The 19,035-nt window shown below is 40.6% G+C and carries 17 protein-coding genes; 4 read left to right on the top strand and 13 right to left on the bottom strand.

Translation table 11 applies throughout. The annotated features are described in order from the left end of the window. Positions 1 to 14: 14 nt before the first annotated feature. From MKZ05_RS04250 to MKZ05_RS04240, 3 genes are all read right to left on the bottom strand, one after another. Entirely contained in the window at positions 15 to 518 is a 504-nt protein-coding gene (locus tag MKZ05_RS04250; RefSeq protein WP_339161547.1) for a hypothetical protein, read from the bottom strand. Between the two features lie 96 nt (positions 519 to 614). Further along, a complete protein-coding gene (locus MKZ05_RS04245) occupies positions 615 to 1,361 on the bottom strand; it encodes an anti-sigma factor (protein ID WP_339161544.1) in 747 nt (248 codons plus the stop codon). Beyond that, on the bottom strand, positions 1,358 to 1,924 hold the full coding sequence (locus MKZ05_RS04240; protein ID WP_050944756.1) for a sigma-70 family RNA polymerase sigma factor: 567 nt from the start codon (positions 1,922 to 1,924) through the stop codon (positions 1,358 to 1,360). The genes MKZ05_RS04245 and MKZ05_RS04240 overlap by 4 nt, the downstream gene beginning before the upstream one ends. Before the next feature lie 355 nt (positions 1,925 to 2,279). On the opposite strand from MKZ05_RS04240, the gene MKZ05_RS04235 reads away from it, so the two are divergent. Further along, positions 2,280 to 2,606 carry a YnfA family protein gene (locus MKZ05_RS04235; RefSeq protein ID WP_339161541.1) on the top strand — a complete coding sequence of 109 codons (327 nt, stop codon included), beginning with the start codon at positions 2,280 to 2,282 and terminating at the stop codon, positions 2,604 to 2,606. A gap of 79 nt (positions 2,607 to 2,685) precedes the next feature. On the opposite strand, the gene MKZ05_RS04230 is transcribed toward MKZ05_RS04235, so the two are convergent. From MKZ05_RS04230 to MKZ05_RS04200, 7 genes are all read right to left on the bottom strand, one after another. Next, complete coding sequence (locus MKZ05_RS04230; protein WP_339161538.1) at positions 2,686 to 4,401, bottom strand: ABC transporter ATP-binding protein; 1,716 nt, start codon at positions 4,399 to 4,401, stop codon at positions 2,686 to 2,688. Positions 4,402 to 4,413: 12 nt separating this feature from the next. Next, a complete protein-coding gene (locus MKZ05_RS04225) occupies positions 4,414 to 5,343 on the bottom strand; it encodes an ABC transporter substrate-binding protein (RefSeq protein WP_339161536.1) in 930 nt (309 codons plus the stop codon). Positions 5,344 to 5,481: 138 nt separating this feature from the next. Next, positions 5,482 to 7,065, bottom strand: a complete 1,584-nt coding sequence (locus tag MKZ05_RS04220) for a helix-turn-helix domain-containing protein (protein WP_339161534.1) — start codon at positions 7,063 to 7,065, stop codon at positions 5,482 to 5,484. 71 nt (positions 7,066 to 7,136) lie between these two features. After that, positions 7,137 to 8,180, bottom strand: a complete 1,044-nt coding sequence (locus MKZ05_RS04215) for an NAD(P)/FAD-dependent oxidoreductase (RefSeq protein ID WP_339161532.1) — start codon at positions 8,178 to 8,180, stop codon at positions 7,137 to 7,139. A gap of 154 nt (positions 8,181 to 8,334) precedes the next feature. Continuing rightward, complete coding sequence (locus MKZ05_RS04210; RefSeq protein WP_003217853.1) at positions 8,335 to 8,964, bottom strand: rhamnogalacturonan acetylesterase; 630 nt, start codon at positions 8,962 to 8,964, stop codon at positions 8,335 to 8,337. Positions 8,965 to 9,114: 150 nt separating this feature from the next. Beyond that, a complete protein-coding gene (locus MKZ05_RS04205) occupies positions 9,115 to 9,579 on the bottom strand; it encodes a DUF6884 domain-containing protein (RefSeq protein ID WP_339161530.1) in 465 nt (154 codons plus the stop codon). Continuing rightward, the gene (locus tag MKZ05_RS04200; protein ID WP_212046492.1) at positions 9,576 to 10,124 is read right to left on the bottom strand and encodes a VanZ family protein; all 549 of its coding nucleotides are present in this window, start codon (positions 10,122 to 10,124) and stop codon (positions 9,576 to 9,578) included. The genes MKZ05_RS04205 and MKZ05_RS04200 overlap by 4 nt, the downstream gene beginning before the upstream one ends. Positions 10,125 to 10,297: 173 nt before the next feature. Between MKZ05_RS04200 and MKZ05_RS04195 the strand changes: the two genes are divergently transcribed. From MKZ05_RS04195 to MKZ05_RS04185, 3 genes are all read left to right on the top strand, one after another. Next, positions 10,298 to 10,876 (top strand): TetR family transcriptional regulator, encoded by a 579-nt coding sequence (locus MKZ05_RS04195; RefSeq protein ID WP_034620888.1) that lies wholly within the window; start codon positions 10,298 to 10,300, stop codon positions 10,874 to 10,876. A gap of 273 nt (positions 10,877 to 11,149) precedes the next feature. Beyond that, positions 11,150 to 11,494, top strand: coding sequence for an SMR family transporter (locus MKZ05_RS04190; RefSeq protein ID WP_003217798.1), 345 nt, complete (start codon positions 11,150 to 11,152; stop codon positions 11,492 to 11,494). Further along, entirely contained in the window at positions 11,495 to 11,809 is a 315-nt protein-coding gene (locus MKZ05_RS04185) for a multidrug efflux SMR transporter (protein ID WP_003217878.1), read from the top strand. It abuts the gene before it with no gap. 53 nt (positions 11,810 to 11,862) lie between these two features. Here MKZ05_RS04185 and MKZ05_RS04180 read toward each other — a convergent pair whose 3' ends face one another. From MKZ05_RS04180 to MKZ05_RS04170, 3 genes are read right to left on the bottom strand one after another with little or no spacing between them, the layout of a single operon-like run. Continuing rightward, entirely contained in the window at positions 11,863 to 12,189 is a 327-nt protein-coding gene (locus MKZ05_RS04180; RefSeq protein WP_212046493.1) for a hypothetical protein, read from the bottom strand. Then, positions 12,182 to 12,784 carry a class D sortase gene (locus tag MKZ05_RS04175; protein ID WP_339161527.1) on the bottom strand — a complete coding sequence of 201 codons (603 nt, stop codon included), beginning with the start codon at positions 12,782 to 12,784 and terminating at the stop codon, positions 12,182 to 12,184. The genes MKZ05_RS04180 and MKZ05_RS04175 overlap by 8 nt, the downstream gene beginning before the upstream one ends. Before the next feature lie 21 nt (positions 12,785 to 12,805). After that, positions 12,806 to 18,952: a SpaA isopeptide-forming pilin-related protein gene (locus MKZ05_RS04170; protein ID WP_339161524.1), complete on the bottom strand. Its 6,147-nt coding sequence runs from the start codon at positions 18,950 to 18,952 to the stop codon at positions 12,806 to 12,808. Positions 18,953 to 19,035 lie beyond the last annotated feature (83 nt).

Below are 19,035 nucleotides of genomic sequence, written 5' to 3'. Positions count from 1 at the left end.
GAGTGATTGCACATTTAGGACCCTTTCAAAGCCTTTCGCTCCCTCGCTATATAAGAAGGACGAGCTCTTTGCCATGAAGGAACATAGGAGAACCAGCTTTTGGATTTAAAAAATAGCTGAACGTAATAAAACTGGATGTGCTGAAGGAAAAAGATCATTAATAGAAAAATAGCTAGTGACAGAGTTAGGCTATCAGCTGCCCCTTGCATCCATTTAGTGATAAAGAAAATAACAAAACCGATCATCATCATTTGTTCCAGCCTTTGCATGATCTGAGTCAAGACATGTCCTCGTTTCGATAGATCACCAGACTGGTGCTTCCTGATCTTTCTCGATTTATAAAACCATATGGTACATTCTACTAAGTTATGAGTCATAAAAAGAGCGATGAGGGCGATCAATAAAGGTGATGGGGTATAAAGGACTTGAGCAACGAACGGAAACACTAAAAAATAGCATGCAATACATGCGTGTCTCACTGATAAGAGAAATAGTTCTTTTTCTATGTATGGTTTCATCTGTTTCACCTCCATATGTACTACGTCTTATCTGCCAAAAAGTTCCCTTTGCCTATCAAAAAAGGATGCCCCAAAGGCATCCTTCCTGAATCACATTTAAAATGCAGCGCTTAGTACGACAGGTCCTTGCGGCAGTTTGTTATCCTTTTTTGGTTCAAGGGTGACTGCCACGGTATCCCATGATTCGCTCGCTTCTTTTTCTGATAATGCATAGGTGACGGTTCCTTCTCCTTTGTTATCTGTTTTAAAGGCACCAGCTGGTACCGGTTGATCTCCTTTAATGAGCCACACTTGATAAACAGCAGATGAATCAAGCTGATCCTTTAATCCGTCTGCACTCACCACCAGCTCTTTTTTGCCGTTATGCTCAATCACTGAAAAAGCACCCGTTGTTTTTGGTGATGCGGCTGATGCCAGTGATTTTGTCGCTACAACCCTGACAGGTTCTTCCGCCTGTTCTTTTCCATTCGATAAGAAATACACGTTTCCAGCTGCTGAAATAAGAAGCAGTGCGGCAACAAGTGGCAATAGCCATTGGTTACGTTTTTTTTGCAGTGGTTTCATCTCGTTTGGTTCATGTGCTGCCTTGAGGTCTTTTCTATGGCTATTCTTTTCTTCGATCGTCTCTTCTTCAAACACCTGGGATAAAATACGGTCTTTCAGCCCTGCCGGAGGTGTTTGGTCATCTGCTAGAAATGGAATGTCAGACATGAGCGATGTCAATTCTTCAAGCTCTTCTTTGCAAGCTGAGCAGTTCTTGAGGTGCTCTTCAAATTGTGCTTTTTCTTCTCCTTGTACATGCCCGTTGAAATAATCAATCACTTGATGTTTACACTGAGTCATGCCTCTTCCTCCTTTCCTCCGCGAGACAGTCTCGTCCGTAAGTGCTTCAATGACAATCGAACTCTTCCCTTCACCGTTCCTATGGGGATGCCTAGTTTTTCAGCAATGCTTTTTTGTGTCATTCCTTTAAAATAGACATCTTCTATGATGGTTTGCTGTTCTTTTGACAATGTAGATACTGCTTCACGTATGATTTGTTTTTCCTCGTTCCATTCAACTTCCTTTGATACATCTTCTTGATGATCGGCTAAATATTCAATATGCTCATCTTCTAGTGCCGTTTCGTTCCGGTGCTTTCTTAGGAGATCAATGGCTGTGTTCCGTGACATCATGAATAACCACGAGGAGAATTTGCCTTTATCCGTATGATATTCTCCTATGCCGCGCCAGAGCTTGATAAAGACTTCTTGCAGCACTTCCTCCGCAAGCTCACGACTTCCAGTCATTTTATAAATAAACGAATATAACACACGTTCATAGCGATCATACAGCACTTCAAGCGAAGGCTTGTGACGATCAAATTTGATCTTGTGATACAGCTCAGAATCTTTCAGTGTATCCATGGTCATCTCCTTCCTTTTTCATGAGAAAGAGCATGCTGCATTCATCATGAAATCCTTCACGTATTGCTTATCACTCGATTTGCTGAAATAAGCCTACTTTGTACTTTACTCTTTTTTAAAGGAGAAAAAAAGAGCGCCAAAAAAGGGAGTGTGCTCCTCATGAGAATGTACTAACTGTACGAAAAGCAAGGCCATATGGATCACTTTTATCTGAAAAGTCAAGAATCCATGTGTTTCCATTCTCTGTTCAGTTGATTTTAGCAAACTCTCATGTCCCTCACAATGTAAATGAAGTAGAACGCATTTTTTCAACATGTCATAATAGAAGTAACGAAATGAATTGGAGTGTCCTTACATGATGTTGACGATCATTCTTTTTTTATTAGCAGGAATAGCAGAAATTGGCGGTGGCTATCTTGTGTGGCTTTGGCTGCGTGAAGCCAAACCGGTCAGCTTCGGGATCGCCGGCAGCCTCATCCTCGTCGCTTATGGGGTCATTCCTACCTTCCAGCAGTTCCCGACTTTCGGACGGGTTTATGCGGCCTATGGCGGTGTGTTTGTGGTTCTTGCTGTGTTTTGGGGCTGGTGGGTCGATCGAAAAACGCCTGATTTGTACGATTGGGTAGGCGCTCTTATTTGTTTAATAGGTGTGAGTATGATGCTCTTTGCCCCTAGAAACTAGGGAAAAAGATTGCAATACATGTCATGAGGAAAAAGCCGGCGCTCTTTTGCCGGCTTTCACATTTCTTCTAATGGACTTTTTATGCCCCGAATTGTGTTTCATAAAGGCGCTTATATAAGCCATTTTGCGTTAGTAATGTTTTGTGATTTCCTTGCTCTGCAATGCCACCTTTTGTCACAACAACAATTCGATCTGCATGTTGAATAGTTGCAAGGCGATGCGCAATGACTAGCGTCGTTCTACCTTCTGAAAGCTCTTCTAGTGATCGTTGGATCGAAGCCTCTGTTTCAGTATCTAGTGATGAGGTCGCTTCATCCAGTATTAAAATAGGTGGATTTTTCAGGAAAATACGTGCAATTGATACACGCTGCTTTTGTCCACCTGACAGCTTGACGCCTCTTTCACCAATCATTGTCTCAAGACCTTCGGGCAGGGATTCAACGAGTTCTTTTAGCTCTGCTTTTGACACTGCCTGCCATATTTCATCCTCAGTTGCATCAAGTTTTCCATAAAGAATGTTCTCTCGAATGCTCCCATTAAATAAATAGACGTCTTGTTGGACTATTCCAATTTGTTGGCGCAGTGAAGACAGCTTCATCTGTCTACTATCAATTCCGTCTATCGTAATGGTTCCAGATTGCCATTCATAAAACCTTGGTAATAAACTGCAAAGCGTGGATTTACCAGCACCGGAAGGACCTACTATGGCAACCGTTTCCCCTTGTTTGATCTCCAGATTAATAAGCTCAAGGATCAAACTGTCCTTCTCATAACCGAAGCTGACATCATGAAATGTAATTTCACCTTTTAGCCCATCGACATGAATCGCATCAGGGACGTCCTTTTCGTCTGGGGCTTGATCTAAGAGCTTAACAAATCGCTTAAAGCTTGCGACTCCCTTTGGATACGTCTCAATGACTGAATTAATTTGTTGAATAGGTCCTAAAAAGATTCCAGACAGCAGGACGAATGAAATGAATTCGCCATAGGTCATATTCTTTTGCATCACAAACCATGTCCCGCATACAAGTCCAAAGATAGTGACGCCCTTCATAAGCAGGTGACTAATTGAAGCGTGTAATGCCATCATTTTGTATGTGGTTAATTTCGTTTGTTTAAACTGTTCATTGTGTTCAATAAAGCGATCCACCTCGTGCGTTTCATTCCCAAATGCCTTCACTACTCGAATTCCGCTCACATTATTCTCAACCCTTGCATGGAATTGACCAATACTTGAAAACATGTGATCAAAGGCAATCGACATTTTCTTCGTAAAATAAACCGATAGCCCTATTAAGAATGGGACAATGAGAAACGTGAGGACGGCAAGCTGCCAATTAATTGATAGCATCAGGGCAAATGCACCTGTAAGAGTCATCATTGCAATAAATAAATCTTCAGGACCGTGGTGAGCGATTTCACCAATATCCATTAAATCGTTTGTCATGCGTGAAACAAGCTTTCCTGTTTTCTTTTGATCAAAGAATCGAAAAGACATTTTTTGTACGTGGGTGAATAGCTGACTTCTCATATCTGTTTCAATATTGATACCTAGCTTATGTCCGAAATATGTCACCACATAATTCATTGCTGAGCTGACGACATAGACTGCCAGTAAAATTCCACTCCAGATGAGAATCATTTCCCAGTTTCTGTTTGGGAGAAGGTCATCTACAACCATACTGATCGCGAGTGGAAATGATAATTCAAGTAGTGCCGCTATGACGGCACAGGAAAAATCTAATATAAACAGCCCCATATATGGCTTATAATAGGAGAAAAATCGTTTTAACAAAAAGCAGCCCCCTTACTTCTGAGATAAGTCAGTCAATATCTCAACGTATTTTTCTGCTTGATTGGCGATAGCTATTGGATCGAATGGCCAGAAATACGTAATATCCAAGTCATGTACTTGATTCTTTTTCACCGCTTTTAAGCTTTTCCATATTGAATTGTTCTTATCGAACGTACCTCCGTTGGCTTCATCAACAAATATATAATCACCTGCATATTTTGGTAGCACTTCATATGAAATATGTTCAAATCCTGACTTTCCATTTAAAACAGTGTCTGCAACATCTTTTGGCGGCTGAAGCTGCAATTGTTCATAAAGTGCTTGTCCACCTCGATAGATACCATTCCCATACACATAGACATCATTTTTAAATGCACCCAAGATTGACACTGTTTCGCCTTCTTTGATGACTGTTTTCACTTTCTTTCTAGCAGCTTCTATACGTTGATCAAATTTTTTCAAAAACGCTTTTCCTTCTTCTTCTTTATTCAAGATGCTGGCTAATGTAGTGATCTCTTCTTGTGAATTTTTAAATACACCGAACGGATAAACAATCGTTGGGGCAATCTTTCTGTAGACGTCAAGTACCTTTTCATCGTCTACAGCTGAAATGATGAGGTCTGGTTTTAAGCTTGCCACCTTTTCGGCGGAGCGTTCATCACTAATGTCTGCCACACCATCCACTTTGCCTTTGAGATGTATGTTTTTTAAATCTTGTGTTGTGGCACCAACCGGTTTTACCCCTAGTGCAACAGCACTACCCAAATAGCCATCTACGAGAATACGCTTTGGATTTGCTGGAATCTCGACCTTGCCTTTCACTGTGTCAACCGTTTTTGTTTTTTCTTCGGCTTTTTTACTTTCTTCCTTTTGACCGCAGGCTGCTAGTGCGAATAACAACACTAAAGCTATTAAACTAAGAAATATGCCTTGTTTTTTCATAACTTCTTTTCTCCTCCATATCATGATGAATCACTGAGAATCATTATCATTTATTTGTCTCTCGTATTCTATCAACCGCTTGTCTATCGGTCTATGGATAATCGTCATAACTTGTTTATGGACAATTGTTAGATACTCTTATTCTTTTATTAAAAATTGAGAGAATCGTTTCATGATTTCTATCGCCCGTTCCCCTTCACCAAATCTAAATTCTTCTAGTTTTAACAGGTAGAATGTATTATTTTGCACTGCGGGTAAATTACGCAGGACATCACTTTCCTTCATACGTTTGTCCATATGTCTGTACCATCCATTCCGAACAGCCACAATAAAAAACATATGATCTGCTGCATAATCTGCTAAACGCTCAAGCGGAATCACAACATGTTTATCCGGTTTCAGCACCTCCTCTTGAATGGCTTCAGGGGGCATCAACCCCAACGTTTTATATAGGTTGATTGCTCCTCTCGCATGAAAAGACCACATATACACCTTGTCATGTCCCCTTACTTCATATAAAGCAACTGTTTCCTTTTTTTTCAAAAATGGCGTCAAGCGAGCTCTTTCCTTCTGTGCTTGCTTCTCATAACGCTCCACCCATTGCTTTGCTTCTTCGCTCCTTCCGATGAGGCTACCTAAACAAAGTACCTCCTCTACAGGACTCAGATGACTATATGGAAAAACAAGCACAGGAGCGATTTTCTCCATGCGTTTCATCCATTCTATGTTTGTATAGAAATAATCAGGCATTAAAATGAGGTCTAAGTTCATGTCCTTCAAAACGTCGTCAGGTGTATGCTCATGAATGACGATAACATCACTGAGTTGACCTTGAAGCACATCTGAATAAAGAGCAATATCTTCTTCCATGCAAATTGGTTTCACTCCAAGCGCAAGCAAAGAGCCTACAAACTGAAAAGCGGCAATTCGTTTTGGTTGGCGGCTCAGTCGATACTGACTAGGCGATCTGCCCGTTTTTTGACGAAATTTTCTGCTGAAATAGAGGCTATCAGTATAGCCTACTCTTTGTGCAATCGCCTGAACCTGTTCATCGGTTTTGAACAATAGCTTTTTTGCTTCATCTATTCGAATTTGTGCAATATAATCTGTGACACTCATTCCAACGCTTTTTTTAAAAAAAGTAGAGAAATAGCTTTCATTAAAGCCCATTTTATGTGCTAAGTCCTTACGGGTCAGTTCTTGTTGGTAATGCTCTGCAATGTATTGAAGAATCATTTGAATTGAATAATGATCAGCATGAATTGTTTTTTCATTTTGTTGCTGGAATATTTGCAGTACTAGCTTTAGTAGCTTCACTTGGCTACTTTCTGAATAAGAGGGATCACTTAAACGTTTAATATGATGAAATAATACCGGTGAGCCCATCACCACTTGCCCGTTATCAGGCAGGGTATCATAATTGATTTTATAAATTAATTCATCATCAGCATCATTTGTGAGCATGTAATGTTCAAATGAAACAGCAAAAATTGTGACTTGCTGATTAGATAAAGAACGGATGACAACGGGGATGTGAGATCGTATAAACAGGCTATCCCCACCGTCAAGCTCGTACTCCATTCCTTCTAGCTGAATGACAACGGTACCATCAGCTGTTAAAACGCTTGGAGATTTTGTCTGCCATCTGTTCGTTTGTTTTGCTTTCAGACACATCTGAATTTTCTTTTTCATATGTAGCATCGTTTCCATTTGTGCGTTCATCTTCAGATACCTCCTTTCAGCGATAAAAAAGGTGATGCCGTTGCGGCACCACCCTTCTTGTTTTGTTTTTTTTAGCGATCCGCACCGGCTGCCAGCAATTCTTTGTTTTTTTCCTTAAAACGTTCATTATGAGAAGATACATACGCCACTTTCTCCGCATCTGGTTCGATATATAATTTCGCACTATTTAGTGCGTTCACACCATCTACAAACGTTCCTGCAATCAAGCGGACCTTGCTTTTATGTGTACATAAATCACCTACTGCATACACACCTGGTAAATTGGTCTCCATCTGCTCATTCACTTCAATGAGTCCCCATTCACCTTGCTTTAATCCCCATTCTGCAAGAACACTTAAATCGCCTTTCATGCCGTGGTTGACAATGACTGCGTCTGTTTCAATACGTTCTTTTTCACCTGTTTCTAAATGCTGAACAGTGACAGCTTCGATTTCTTTTCCGTTACCATGTAGGTCAGTTAATTCATGTGGGGTTAAAATACGTGCACTTGATGCTTTCATATTCGCCACGTTTCTTTCATGTCCACCAAACATATCTCTGCGGTGTATAACAGTGACACTTTTCGCAATTGGCACAAGGGCATTTGCCCAATCCACCGCAGAATCGCCGCCCCCAGAGATGACGACTCTTTTTCCAGCGAAGGTTTTGAGCTCCTGAACCGTATAATAAAGGTTTGTTACTTCATAGCGATCTGCATTTTCAACCTCCAGCTTTCTTTGAACTGGAATACCGTGCCCCATTGCCAAAATCAAGGTTTTGGTTAAATGGCGATCACCATTTTCGGAGGTAATCAATATATTTCCATCTTCTAAGCGATGAAAGTCTGTTATTTTTTGATTTAATGCAATGACAGGTTCAAATGTTTTGGCTTGCTGTTCAAGCTGTTTAATTAATTGCTCTCCTCTTGTTGGCACTAATCCACCTACATCCCAAATGACTTTCTCTGGATACAGTAGGATTTTCCCACCAAGGCTTTCGTTATACTCCAGTACCTTCGTCTTTAAATCCCGCATCCCACTATAAAAGGCGGTGTACATTCCTGCTGGACCGCCACCAATAATGGTGACGTCAAACAATTCAAGCTGATCTGTCATTTGAGTCCCTCCAGTTTTTCATCGATTGATCTATTTATAAGTGATATTGATTCTCATTATCATATGTACCTATTGTAGTCTACTCTGGTGAAGGGAATCAATAGCTTTCTGCAAAAAAAAGAACAGGACGAGCTCTTTCTCGTCCTGTCATCCATCACACAATCGTTAATCCAAGGTCTTTTAATTCAAGCGAAACAAGTCTTGCAATCGCATCTGCTCCTTCTTTTGTAAAGTGCGTGCGATCCTCTACGCCTGTTGACAGCATAAAGTAAGAAGTCGTTTTCTCTATGCCGGAAATTTGATAAAATTGAAGGCTTGCCGTATTTAAATCAACAAGAAGGACTTCTTCTTCATCAGCTAGTTCTTTCATAGCGGCACAGTAATCAGGGAAATCATTGATATATTCTCCGTCTTTTTCATGAAAGCGGCCGACTGGCGTTAATAAAAGCGGTGTAGCGCCTTTCGCTCTTGCTCCGTGAATATATTGAGACAAATAGCTTTTATACGTCGTGAAAGGATCTGTATGCCGTTCGGGCTTCTCCGTTGAAGCATCATTGTGCCCCATTTGTGTAAGCAGCCAGTCCCCAGGCTGAATGTCAGCCAATATTTTATCAAGCCGTCCTTCTTCAATGAATGTTTTTGAGCTTCTTCCACCGATTGCGCGGTTGTCGACGCTCACGCCTTGCGCTGTATAGCGATGTAAAAACTCTCCCCATCCTCCTTGAACAGGACGATCCGGGTAAGATGCAACGGTTGAATCACCAGCTAAATAGATGGTTGTCATGTTCATACGCCCCCTTGTTCATATAGCCACTCTTATAAGCGATGCGGACATCCTAGTGGCTGCTGAAAAGATATGAAACAATCAGCATCGCTACTTCATTCATTCTCTTTTTAATGATCAAACCCCTGCTTACCGGTAGATGTGAATGCGTTAAATATGCGGCGGAAGTTCTACTTTTGTCTCAACGGCTTGCTTTAACGCCTGAAGCATGTAGCCAATTCCTTTATATGGAGCTAGCGGATAAATCGCTGTTTGATGAGGGAGTAATAAAGGATCGATCACCTTTCGATATTTCTTTCCACCTAGTATCACTAGTTCATCATATGCAGTGAGATGTTTTTCATGAAATTGCTGCCTTAATGCTTCACGTGTTATCTGATCAGCATGCGGTGTACCAAAAGCCACATCATAATTTTCATGAATGATATCATCTGCTTTTAGGAATCCATGCTTCGCTGATATGATCAGCCAGTCTGAAAAGAACGTTTGGGCATAGCTCTTCGTATGCTGATGCAGCGGACTTAAATAAACGAGGTTCGCTGGCTGGCTCCCTGCCTCTGGATGGACGTCCCAAATTTTCTTCGCCCCACATGGAATGATACATACTCGCTTCAATTGATTTTCTCCTTCCTTCGTCGATACATTCGATACAACATACAACCTAGCGCTGTGCCGAGTGTATTTAATAGAATATCATCAATATCGCTGCTTCTTGTAATCATACCAGATTGCGAGAATACCCATTGAAGCACTTCAATCATTGTTGACAAGAAAAAGCCAGCAAGAATCGCCTTTTGCCAGCGCAAGGTTCGGAATGCCTGATAGAGAAAAAAACCAAGTGGCACAAATAACAAAATGTTCCCTGCCAAATTTAAAAAAACAAGATTGGGATAGCCGTGATGATAGGCATGGAGATTTTGATAAATGGACTGCAAAGGCATGAGGTTGACACTCACCTGATCCCTTGGTGCGGAAAAACGATTTGGAAAGACCGTCAAATACAATAAAACATTCGTATACATAAACAGACAGGCAAGAACGATTTCTGTTCGTAAATAGATAAATCGTTTTTGCTTTTTCGCCTGTCTGTATCTCATATGTAAATAGAGCGGGACGAGCAAGAGAAAATAAGTAATGGAAAACATCGCACTGAATGTCATACGGAGAGCTGCCCCTTTCTCACATGATGCTTGACCATATTTACAGCTTATTCAGGCCTGCCCTCATCTATTCATCACTTATTCTCCTATTCAATGACGAGACACCCATATTGACAAATCGTCAGTTTTCCGCTAAACTGACTGACATTCAGTCATTTAAGGTCGGTGATGATGTGTCGAAACGAGAAAAGATTATGCTTGCTGCCATTGATGCGTTTAAAGAAAAAGGAATCGAAAAAACGACCATTTCGGATATTGTGAAAGCAGCAGGAGTGGCGCAAGGAACGTACTATTTATATTTTCCTTCAAAGCTGTCTGTCATGCCTGCTATCGCAGAACATCTCATCTCGCAGATGGTTCCCGCTATTGAAAAGGAACTGACTCAGCATGCGGATGTCCTCGATCAAGCAGATGCGCTTGTTGAATTCATCTTCTCTTTTACAAGACAATACCGTGACGTCCTTGCTCTAACCTACTCAGGTTTAGCTGCCACGGAGCATTTAAAGGAATGGGAAGATATTTATGAGCCGATTTACAAATGGGTCGCTGCTTTTTTAGAAAAAGCAAAGCAGGACAAAAGGGTCCGTGCGAATTTGAACTGTCAATATGCAGCCAAATTCATTATCGGTTTACTTGAATCGTCTGCTGAGCAAATGTACTTATTTACAGAAACAGATACAGAAGAGGTTCTGATTCAAAAGCGAGAGGTGAAGCAATTTCTTCTTTACGCACTTGGCATAGAGACACCTTAACTTAGTACAGCACTTGCTGTACGGCGTGTAGACAAACCCGCGCATTCGGTGTCAGTCCTGCGTGCTGGTGCTCACGAATGTCAAATTCGCTCCGCGCCAGTACTCGTCCTTCCTAGACTGCAAAGGTTTTCTATCACGCTGAAAAGAAGACAAAGGGCTAAAATAAAGTTCATTTTAGCCCTTTGTCAACAATCTGAGTACAGCACTTGCTGTATGTTCTTTTTTGGTTTTAAAATGACGAATCGTCAGTTTTGAGTTTTAGGAGGAAATACGATGAAAAAAAGCTGGATGTATGTCGCACTCACTTGTTTATTCGAATTACTTTGGGTGTTTGGTTTAAATAGAGCTGATGCGGTGTGGGAGTGGGCGATCATTATCTGCCTGATCCCGGTTGATTTTTATTTTTTAATGAAAGCCTGCGAGAAGCTGCCGACAGGGACCGTGTACGCCGTGTTTGCCGGAGTTGGAACGATTGGTACGTCTTTGATGGATTACGCGCTGTTCGGCGGTTCGTTTTCATTAGAAAAGCTCTTATTTATGGGCATTTTAATTCTCGGCATTATTGGACTAAAAGTGTCTGATGGAGATGCACATGAGCAGAAAGGAGAAGCGGTATAAATGGGCTGGTTTTTTGTACTATTAGCCTCTGCCTGCGAAATCGGCGGAACCATTGGCCTCAATATGTTTAGTAAGAAAAAGCAAATCACGACAGGTATTTTATTTGTCGGCGGATTTGCCCTATCCTTTTTGTTTTTATATGCCTCGTTCTCTTCCGTTCAAGTATCCGTTGCCTATACGGTCTGGATTGGACTTGGAACGGCGGGCTCTGTCTTGTTTAATATGATTCTATTTAAAGAACCGAAAAACATGATTCGTATACTCAGCTTGCTGCTGATTGTGATTGGCGTCGTTGGGCTGAAGTTATTTGCGTAATTGAATGACAAAAAAGGAAGGGAGTCAAAGCCCCTTCCTTTTTTAATTCTCGTTTAATGTGGATCATGCTGCTCGAGCAAGAGATCCATTGCGTAAATCGATTCGCCTTTCTCATCTAATAAAAAGTACACTATCAAAGGTTCTCCAAAAGCTGGTGTCTGCTGCGTGAACAACACACAGGTGAATTTTTCGATACCAATTGGAAGCTTTCTTTTTAATATAGGATGAAGAATAGGCGAAGTCCGAATTGTATCTACATCAACATCCCAACGTTCGTTTTTTAATGTTGGATAATGCTCTGATAACAATTGGTGTAACATGTCGGTCGTGAGCGTTGCTTTTCCATTGTATCCATCATCTATTATATTGGTGTTATACATCCGACGGTTGCTCACCCTTTGAAGCATTGATTCGTATTCCTTTTAAGACAAATCGTTTCTGACCATCAAGAGTACAAGTGATCAATGTCAGTTCATTTTTCCCGCGATCCTTTAGTACATCAACATCCGTCGGTTCAATCGTAGCTGAGCTGACAATTTTATATTCATATGTTTCAGCTTGATGATGTAAGACGACTTTTTCTCCCTTCGGCACCTCTGGCAGCTGCCTGAAAAGCCGATCGCCTCTATACCCTCTATGGCCTGCAATCGTGAAATTTCCTTCACCTGGCATTTGATGAGATTTGATCTGAGTCAGTGCAATACCTAAATTTTCTTTTGATGTAACAGGAAGCACTTTTTCGTTTAAATGAATTGACGGGATCTCTAGCTCCATCACATCTCGAAGGTCTTCTTCTGACACAGTTAGATGTGGAATAGAAGAAAGGGCATCACTGTCATTTTCTTCAATCATCTTTAATGCCTGTTCCATTGCTGCTGTCTCTTGAGAAGTTCGCCACTCATATATAAAAGGAACGGAGATGAGCATTAGCCCCGCGACCACCAAAAAGCTGCCTAATAAGGTTCTTTTTTTCATCAATATACTCGTTCCTTCCTTTTACTGAATGGCTCTTCTTCTAAGAACAAGAAGAACAGTTCCAGAAACTACTAGTAAAATCCCTGCATACATCATATAACGCAGCCATTCTTCTCCAGTCTTTGGCAGCTCACCGTTTGAGTCATGAGGTGGATGTTGATCCCCTTTAGGTGAGGCTGGAGGATTCGTGTGGTCCTCTTCATTCTTCACTGGAGCATTTTTCACAATCAATGTCTTGATCTCCACTTCGCCCATTTGAATTGTAAAGATGAGTGGTTTCTTTAAAGCTACATAACCATTTGGAGCTTTCGTCTCTGTGAGTGTATATTCACCAGGTTTAAGCCCTTTGACAATGGCTTCTCCGTCTTTTCCTGTTGTCACAGATTTTATGGTTTTCCCGGCTTTTGTACGAATGTCAAAGGCTGCACCTTTTAAAGTTCTATCTGTCTGCTGGTCTACCTTTATGATACGCAGACTTCCTAAGATCAAGTGATTCTTCGCTGTTAATTGAAGTGGCTTCTGCTGATTTTTTTCAATTGTAAACAGGATCGGCTTATGGTCCAATTGATAGCCATGAGGTGCTTTCGTTTCAACGAATTGATATTCTCCCGGTTTTAGATCGTTGATGCGAAGCTTTCCTTTTTGATCGGTTACAAGTGATTTCTTCAACGTTTTCCCTTCTTTACTCAAAAGAGCAAACTCTGCATTTTCGAGCGTATGTCCCTCATCATCCACTTTGGTCAGTTCCACTGCTCCCGGCGTCAGTTTGTTGATCATTTCTACTTTGGCTGGTTTGTCTTGACCTAAACGGATCGTAAATGAGACAGGTGTCTGATCCAATTCATAGCCGGCAATGCTTGCTGTTTCGACAAATTGATAGGTTCCTGGCTTCAGTTGATCGACTGTCAGTTGACCGTTTTTGTCTGTCTTTAAGTCTTTCTTCACACGCTGATCGTGCGCATCAATCAGGTCAAAGGTCACGCCAGCGAGCAACTGACCATCCTCCCCTTTTTTCTGAAGCTTCACAGCACTTGTCGTCCGAATATTTTCTTTTGTCACTTTCACCAGTTGATTTGGATTGAAATCAATCTTAAAGTCTACTGGTTCTGCATCAAGTTTATGTCCAAAAGGAGCCTTCGTTTCAACCAATTGGTAAGCGCCTGGTTTCAAATCGTTGACAGTGATGATGCCTTTCTCGTTGGTTGTTAAACCTGACATCAATTCTTTACCATCGTCATTGAAAAGTGTAAATTCTGCGCCCTTCAATCTTTCTTTTTCTTCCCCTATTTTTGTTAGTTCTACAGAACCTTTCTTGAGCTGATTGATGGCCTCCACTTGAATCCATTCTTTTTGACCTAATTCAACTTGAAAGACAAGTGGTTTCGCACTCAATTCATAGCCTTCAAGACTCTTTCTTTCAACAAATTGATAGGTTCCAGGTTTTAGACCTGTGAAGGTGATTTCTCCATCCTGATTGGTTGTAATCCCTTCTCCTCCTGCCACTATCTTTCCTTTGGCATCAGATAGATCAAAGACAACCCTTTCTAATGATTTCCCATCTTCGCCTTTTTTGTGTAACAGCACTCCGCCTGTTGTACGGCTATTTTCTTTTGTCACACTGACCAGCTTCTCAGGGTTAAATGGAATAGCAAAAGTGACAGGTGTTTCGTCAAGCTCATGACCGAATGGAGCCTTCGTTTCAACAAACTGATAGGTTCCAGGTTTAAGATCGTTGACGATAATTTCCCCGTTCTGATCAGTGACGAGACCTGTTTTCATCTCTTTTCCATTTGCATCTACAAGCTTGAATTCTGCTCCTTCAAGCACTTCATTCTTTTCACCAAGCTTCGTGAGCTGGACAGCTCCAGTTTTGAGATCATTGATCACTTTGATCTCTGCCGGTGTTTTTTGTGCGATTTCGATGGTAAACGGATAAGGTTTATTTTTCTTTTGATAACCATCAATACTCTCTGTCTCTACAAGCTGATATTTGCCCGGTTTGAGGTTATCGACCAAAAGCTTCCCATCTTTATCTGTTGTCAAATCTTTACGCACAACTTCGTCATTTTGATCCGTGATTTCAAATCGAACACCTTGAAGCTGCTTGCCATCTTCCCCTTCTTTCACCACTTCTAATGCACTTGTTTCGTATAGGTTCTTTTGTGAAATGATGACTGGTTCTGTTGGATCGAGTGGTACTTCAAATTTGATTGGTGTTTCATCTAATACATAACCATCGGGTGCTTTTGTTTCAATGAGCTGATACGTACCCGGTCTTAGTTCGTTTAACGTGATCTTGCCATTTTCTCCTGTGACAAGCGAACCATTTAGCTCATGCCCGTCTTGATCTAAGAGCTTGAACTGTGCACCTTCTAGTCTCTCTCCGCTTTCACCTATTTTGCTCAATTCAGCAGAGCCTTTGATGATGTCATTTACTGCAGTGACAATCGTTGTTTCTGTTTGATTTTCTTTGATTGTGAACGGCCATTTTTGCTGATTTAATTGATAGCCTTTCGGTGCGTTTGTCTCAACAAAATAATAGGAACCTGGCTCAAGATGTTTGAAAAGAATTTCTCCTTTTTCGTCCGTTTTCAAATGGGTTTGGACGGTATCTCCAGATTCATTTTTCAGTTCAAATTCAGCATTCTCTAATGCCGCACCCGTCTCTTTGTCTTTTTTCGTTAACTTGACATGCTGGCGGATTTCTTGGTTCTGCACCGTCATGCTATTTCCTGTTTTCGCTTGATCTCCTGATTCGTAGGGCTGATCAATCGTTACATTGATTGGTTCCTTCGTCTTAATATAACCATCAGGTGCTTTCTCTTCTGTCACGATATAGTCACCATACAGAAGACGATCAAATCGAAGAGCTCCTTCTTCATCTGTTGTCTTTGTTCCAATGACGATACCGCTCGCAGCATCTGTCAGAGAAAAGCTTGCTCCTTTTAGCGCTTTTCCACTACTCGCGTCTACCTTTTTAATGGTTAAAGCGCCAATCGCTCCTGTGCCATCTCCCATACCAGCGGTGCGTTTGACCACAATTGAGGCTTCGGATTCCTTTTTGATTTCTTTTACATTTTCACCTCTAAACGTTACTTCGTTTTGAAGTGTACTTCCCACCTTATCTAAAATGAGAGATTGGTATTCTAAAATATATGGTCTCGTGATTTCTTCTTTAAATTTGATTTGAAAAGAATCTGGATCGAATTCAAGGTCTAGTTCATAGTCCTTCCCTTTTTCCAGCTCTTCCTTTTTGGTCACTTGCCCCTTTTCATCTATTGTCGTCGAATAGAGATGAAATGAGTTTTCTATTATCGCTTGGTTACTGCTCGGATGGTCTATAATCGTCGCATCTTGGACTGTTGATTGGCCAAAGTTGATATTGAGTTTCCAATCAATGACTTTCCCTTGCTGATTTCCTGATTTGCTTGTGTATTTCCCTCCATTTGGAATGGACACCACAGCATTTACGTCTGATTCTTTCGTCTTTCCATCATAAAGGGTCGCTTTATTTTCATAGGTTTTCTGTACTAAATCCATTCCTTCAACACTTGTTTGATACGTGATTTTGTATGGGGAATCAATGGCATGTTTGAAAATGACTTCGAAGCCTGATTCTCCTTTTTCATTTTCAAGGAATTTGATGTCATAATGTTCTTTCGCTAATACCTCTTTTTCTTCCGCTCCATTTTCCCCGCCTTGTAAATCAAGCGAGTAGACGGTGATTGAATCTTTAAGCAAACGCTGATTTCCTTGAATGAAATCCTCGATTTTCGCCTCTTCTAAATGTTTCAAGTTATAGTTCACACCGATATTCCATGTGATCTCTTTTTTCTTTGCATCATATGTTCCGTTCTTAAAACCATTTGACTGCGTGTATGTGTCAGGCGTGAAGACAGACTGATTTTCCTTCGTCAAATCCTTGCCATCTTCATTTATCCATTCAAGCTTTACATGATTACGCAGGTTCTTTTGATCTTTATCTGCTCTTTTTTCATAATCAAAAGACGTTGTATATGTGACGGTATGTTCTGTCTTGATTTCTTTCGTAAATTGAATATCAAATCCATTTGCATGTTCAACTATTTGATAATCTGTGCCTTCTTCAAGCACTGTATTACCTGTCGTCACTTTTAAACTATCTTTTTGCAGCGTCAATCCTTCGTTTGTAAACGTATCTTTTAATATCAGGTTGTTCATGGTTTGTTGATCTTTGTTGAAGGTGATACGCCATGGAATAGTCTTGTTCTTGTAATTCGGTGTTCCATGATTTTTCGTTAGAATTTGTTGATCAATTCTTTGCTTCCCTTGTTTGCTCTCTTTGCCAGCTGTTACAGTATTGATAATCTCTTCAGCTTCGAAAATCCGCTCGGTTGCTTTTGTTTGATATGTGATGAGATAAGCCGATTGAATATCTTGATTGAATTGCAAGGTAAACCCGTTTTGTTCATCCTTTTTTTGAGGTTGAACCACATAATGTTCAAATGCTTTTGTTCCTGATTCTTTGCCATTCTGATCAATTGTGACTTCCTTGACTTGAAATGAATCAGAAATCAGCGCCTGTGTGCCATTAAAGAAGTCTTCTAACAAAGCATCCTTTTCAGCAATCTTTTTTTCGTTATAGTTGAAACGAATTTCCCACGTAATTGTTTGTGTGACTGGATCGTAGTGGGCGGCTTTTTTATTTAAAGGACTGCCTCTTGTCACATTCACTGTTCCTTCTGCTGAACTAATCACTTTATCAGCAGAGACAAGGGACGCTTTATTACGAAACGCAGACTGATCTTGATTCGTAATGTCCGTTTCATACATTAAACGGTAAGCTAGATGCACGTCATCTTTAAATTCAATCGTGAAATCTTGACCATCTGCTGTTTGGCCAATTGTGTAGTGGTTTTCGTCAAGCAGCTGACCAAGCGATGTTTCACCATTTAGCTTTGTATCAACACGATAAAGCTTGATTGAATCTTTCTTTAACGCTTGACCTTCTTGAATCGGATCTAAAAGTCTCGCTTGTTTCACATCGTCTAAGTCCATATTAAAATCGACTGTCCATTGAATGGTTTCAGCATTGTAAGATCGATTTGGTTCTCCCTTTTTAGAGACGTTTGGACCATTTGGAATGTATTGAATCGGGATCGATATCGTATCTTTGCCTTCAATCGGGGTAATGACCACTTCTTTTTCTTCAGTAATGACTGTTTTTTGATCTAATTGCGTCCACACTTGAAGTGTTCCATGGATATTTGAATATTGTTTGATAAAGTCAGTGAATTCGATGGAGGCATTTCCGCTCTCATCTACAGAAAAATAACCAATGGTTGCCTGATTAAATTTCATCTCGAGACGATCGATTTTTTCATAAATCACTAATTCCTCTGGAACCTTGAAATGGAATTCATCCCCGCCATTATAGCTATGACCATTTGGGATCGCCCACTCATAGTTAATGGAAATAAGCGAGTTGATGTCAGGCTTATCAACTGAATTTCCTTCCTGATCTTCAAATATTAATTTCGCATCAGTGAGGAGATTTTCTTGTATCAGCATTTGTTTTGAAACACTTTGCAGCCCTACACGCTTAGATACGTTCACTTTGTTTTTTAGTAATTCATCTTCATCGCTTTGTTTCGTTTGAGCGGCTTCTTGATTCTTATCGTCTTTTTCAGATGAGGTTGAGTCATCTTTTGGAAGGCTTTCTTCACGCTCGTTTTGCTTTGTTTTCTCTTTTGGCTCAGCTATACTGGTGACATCTATGTTTATTGATCCTTCTAAATTTGGATCAAGCTCAACATCTTCTTTAAATATGACCGTCACTTCATTTTGTTTTGAAACGGTATACTCACCAACAAGTATGTCACCCACAGTAATGGGTTCCTTCTGTTCCTTCTCTACCTTTATGGCTGAAGGAAGAGTGAGAACATACGGATATTGTTTTTTTAGATCGATTCCTTTTATCGACCAATGGACAATTGCCTTTCTGACTTGCTGATCTTCCATGTTTGATAACTTGTTTCCTTCGCTATCAGCAAACTCAATATCTCCATAAATGTTTTCTTGGCTTTCTTTTGCTTGTGCCCCTGCTAAAGGCAAGATTCCTAATATACTAGACTGTATGACTAACACCGCGATGAGAGCCAATGACAATATTCTTTTCAATACATCCACCCTTTTCTAAAATTAATTTTCAACCATGATAAAAAAATCATTTGTATACTGTCAGATCAATCACTCCGCTTCTGATCAAAATA

The sequence above is a fragment of the Bacillus sp. FSL M8-0277 genome (assembly GCF_037975305.1).
Classification (GTDB): Bacteria; Bacillota; Bacilli; order Bacillales; family Bacillaceae; genus Bacillus; species Bacillus pumilus.
This window is presented reverse-complemented; position numbering and strand designations above follow the sequence as displayed.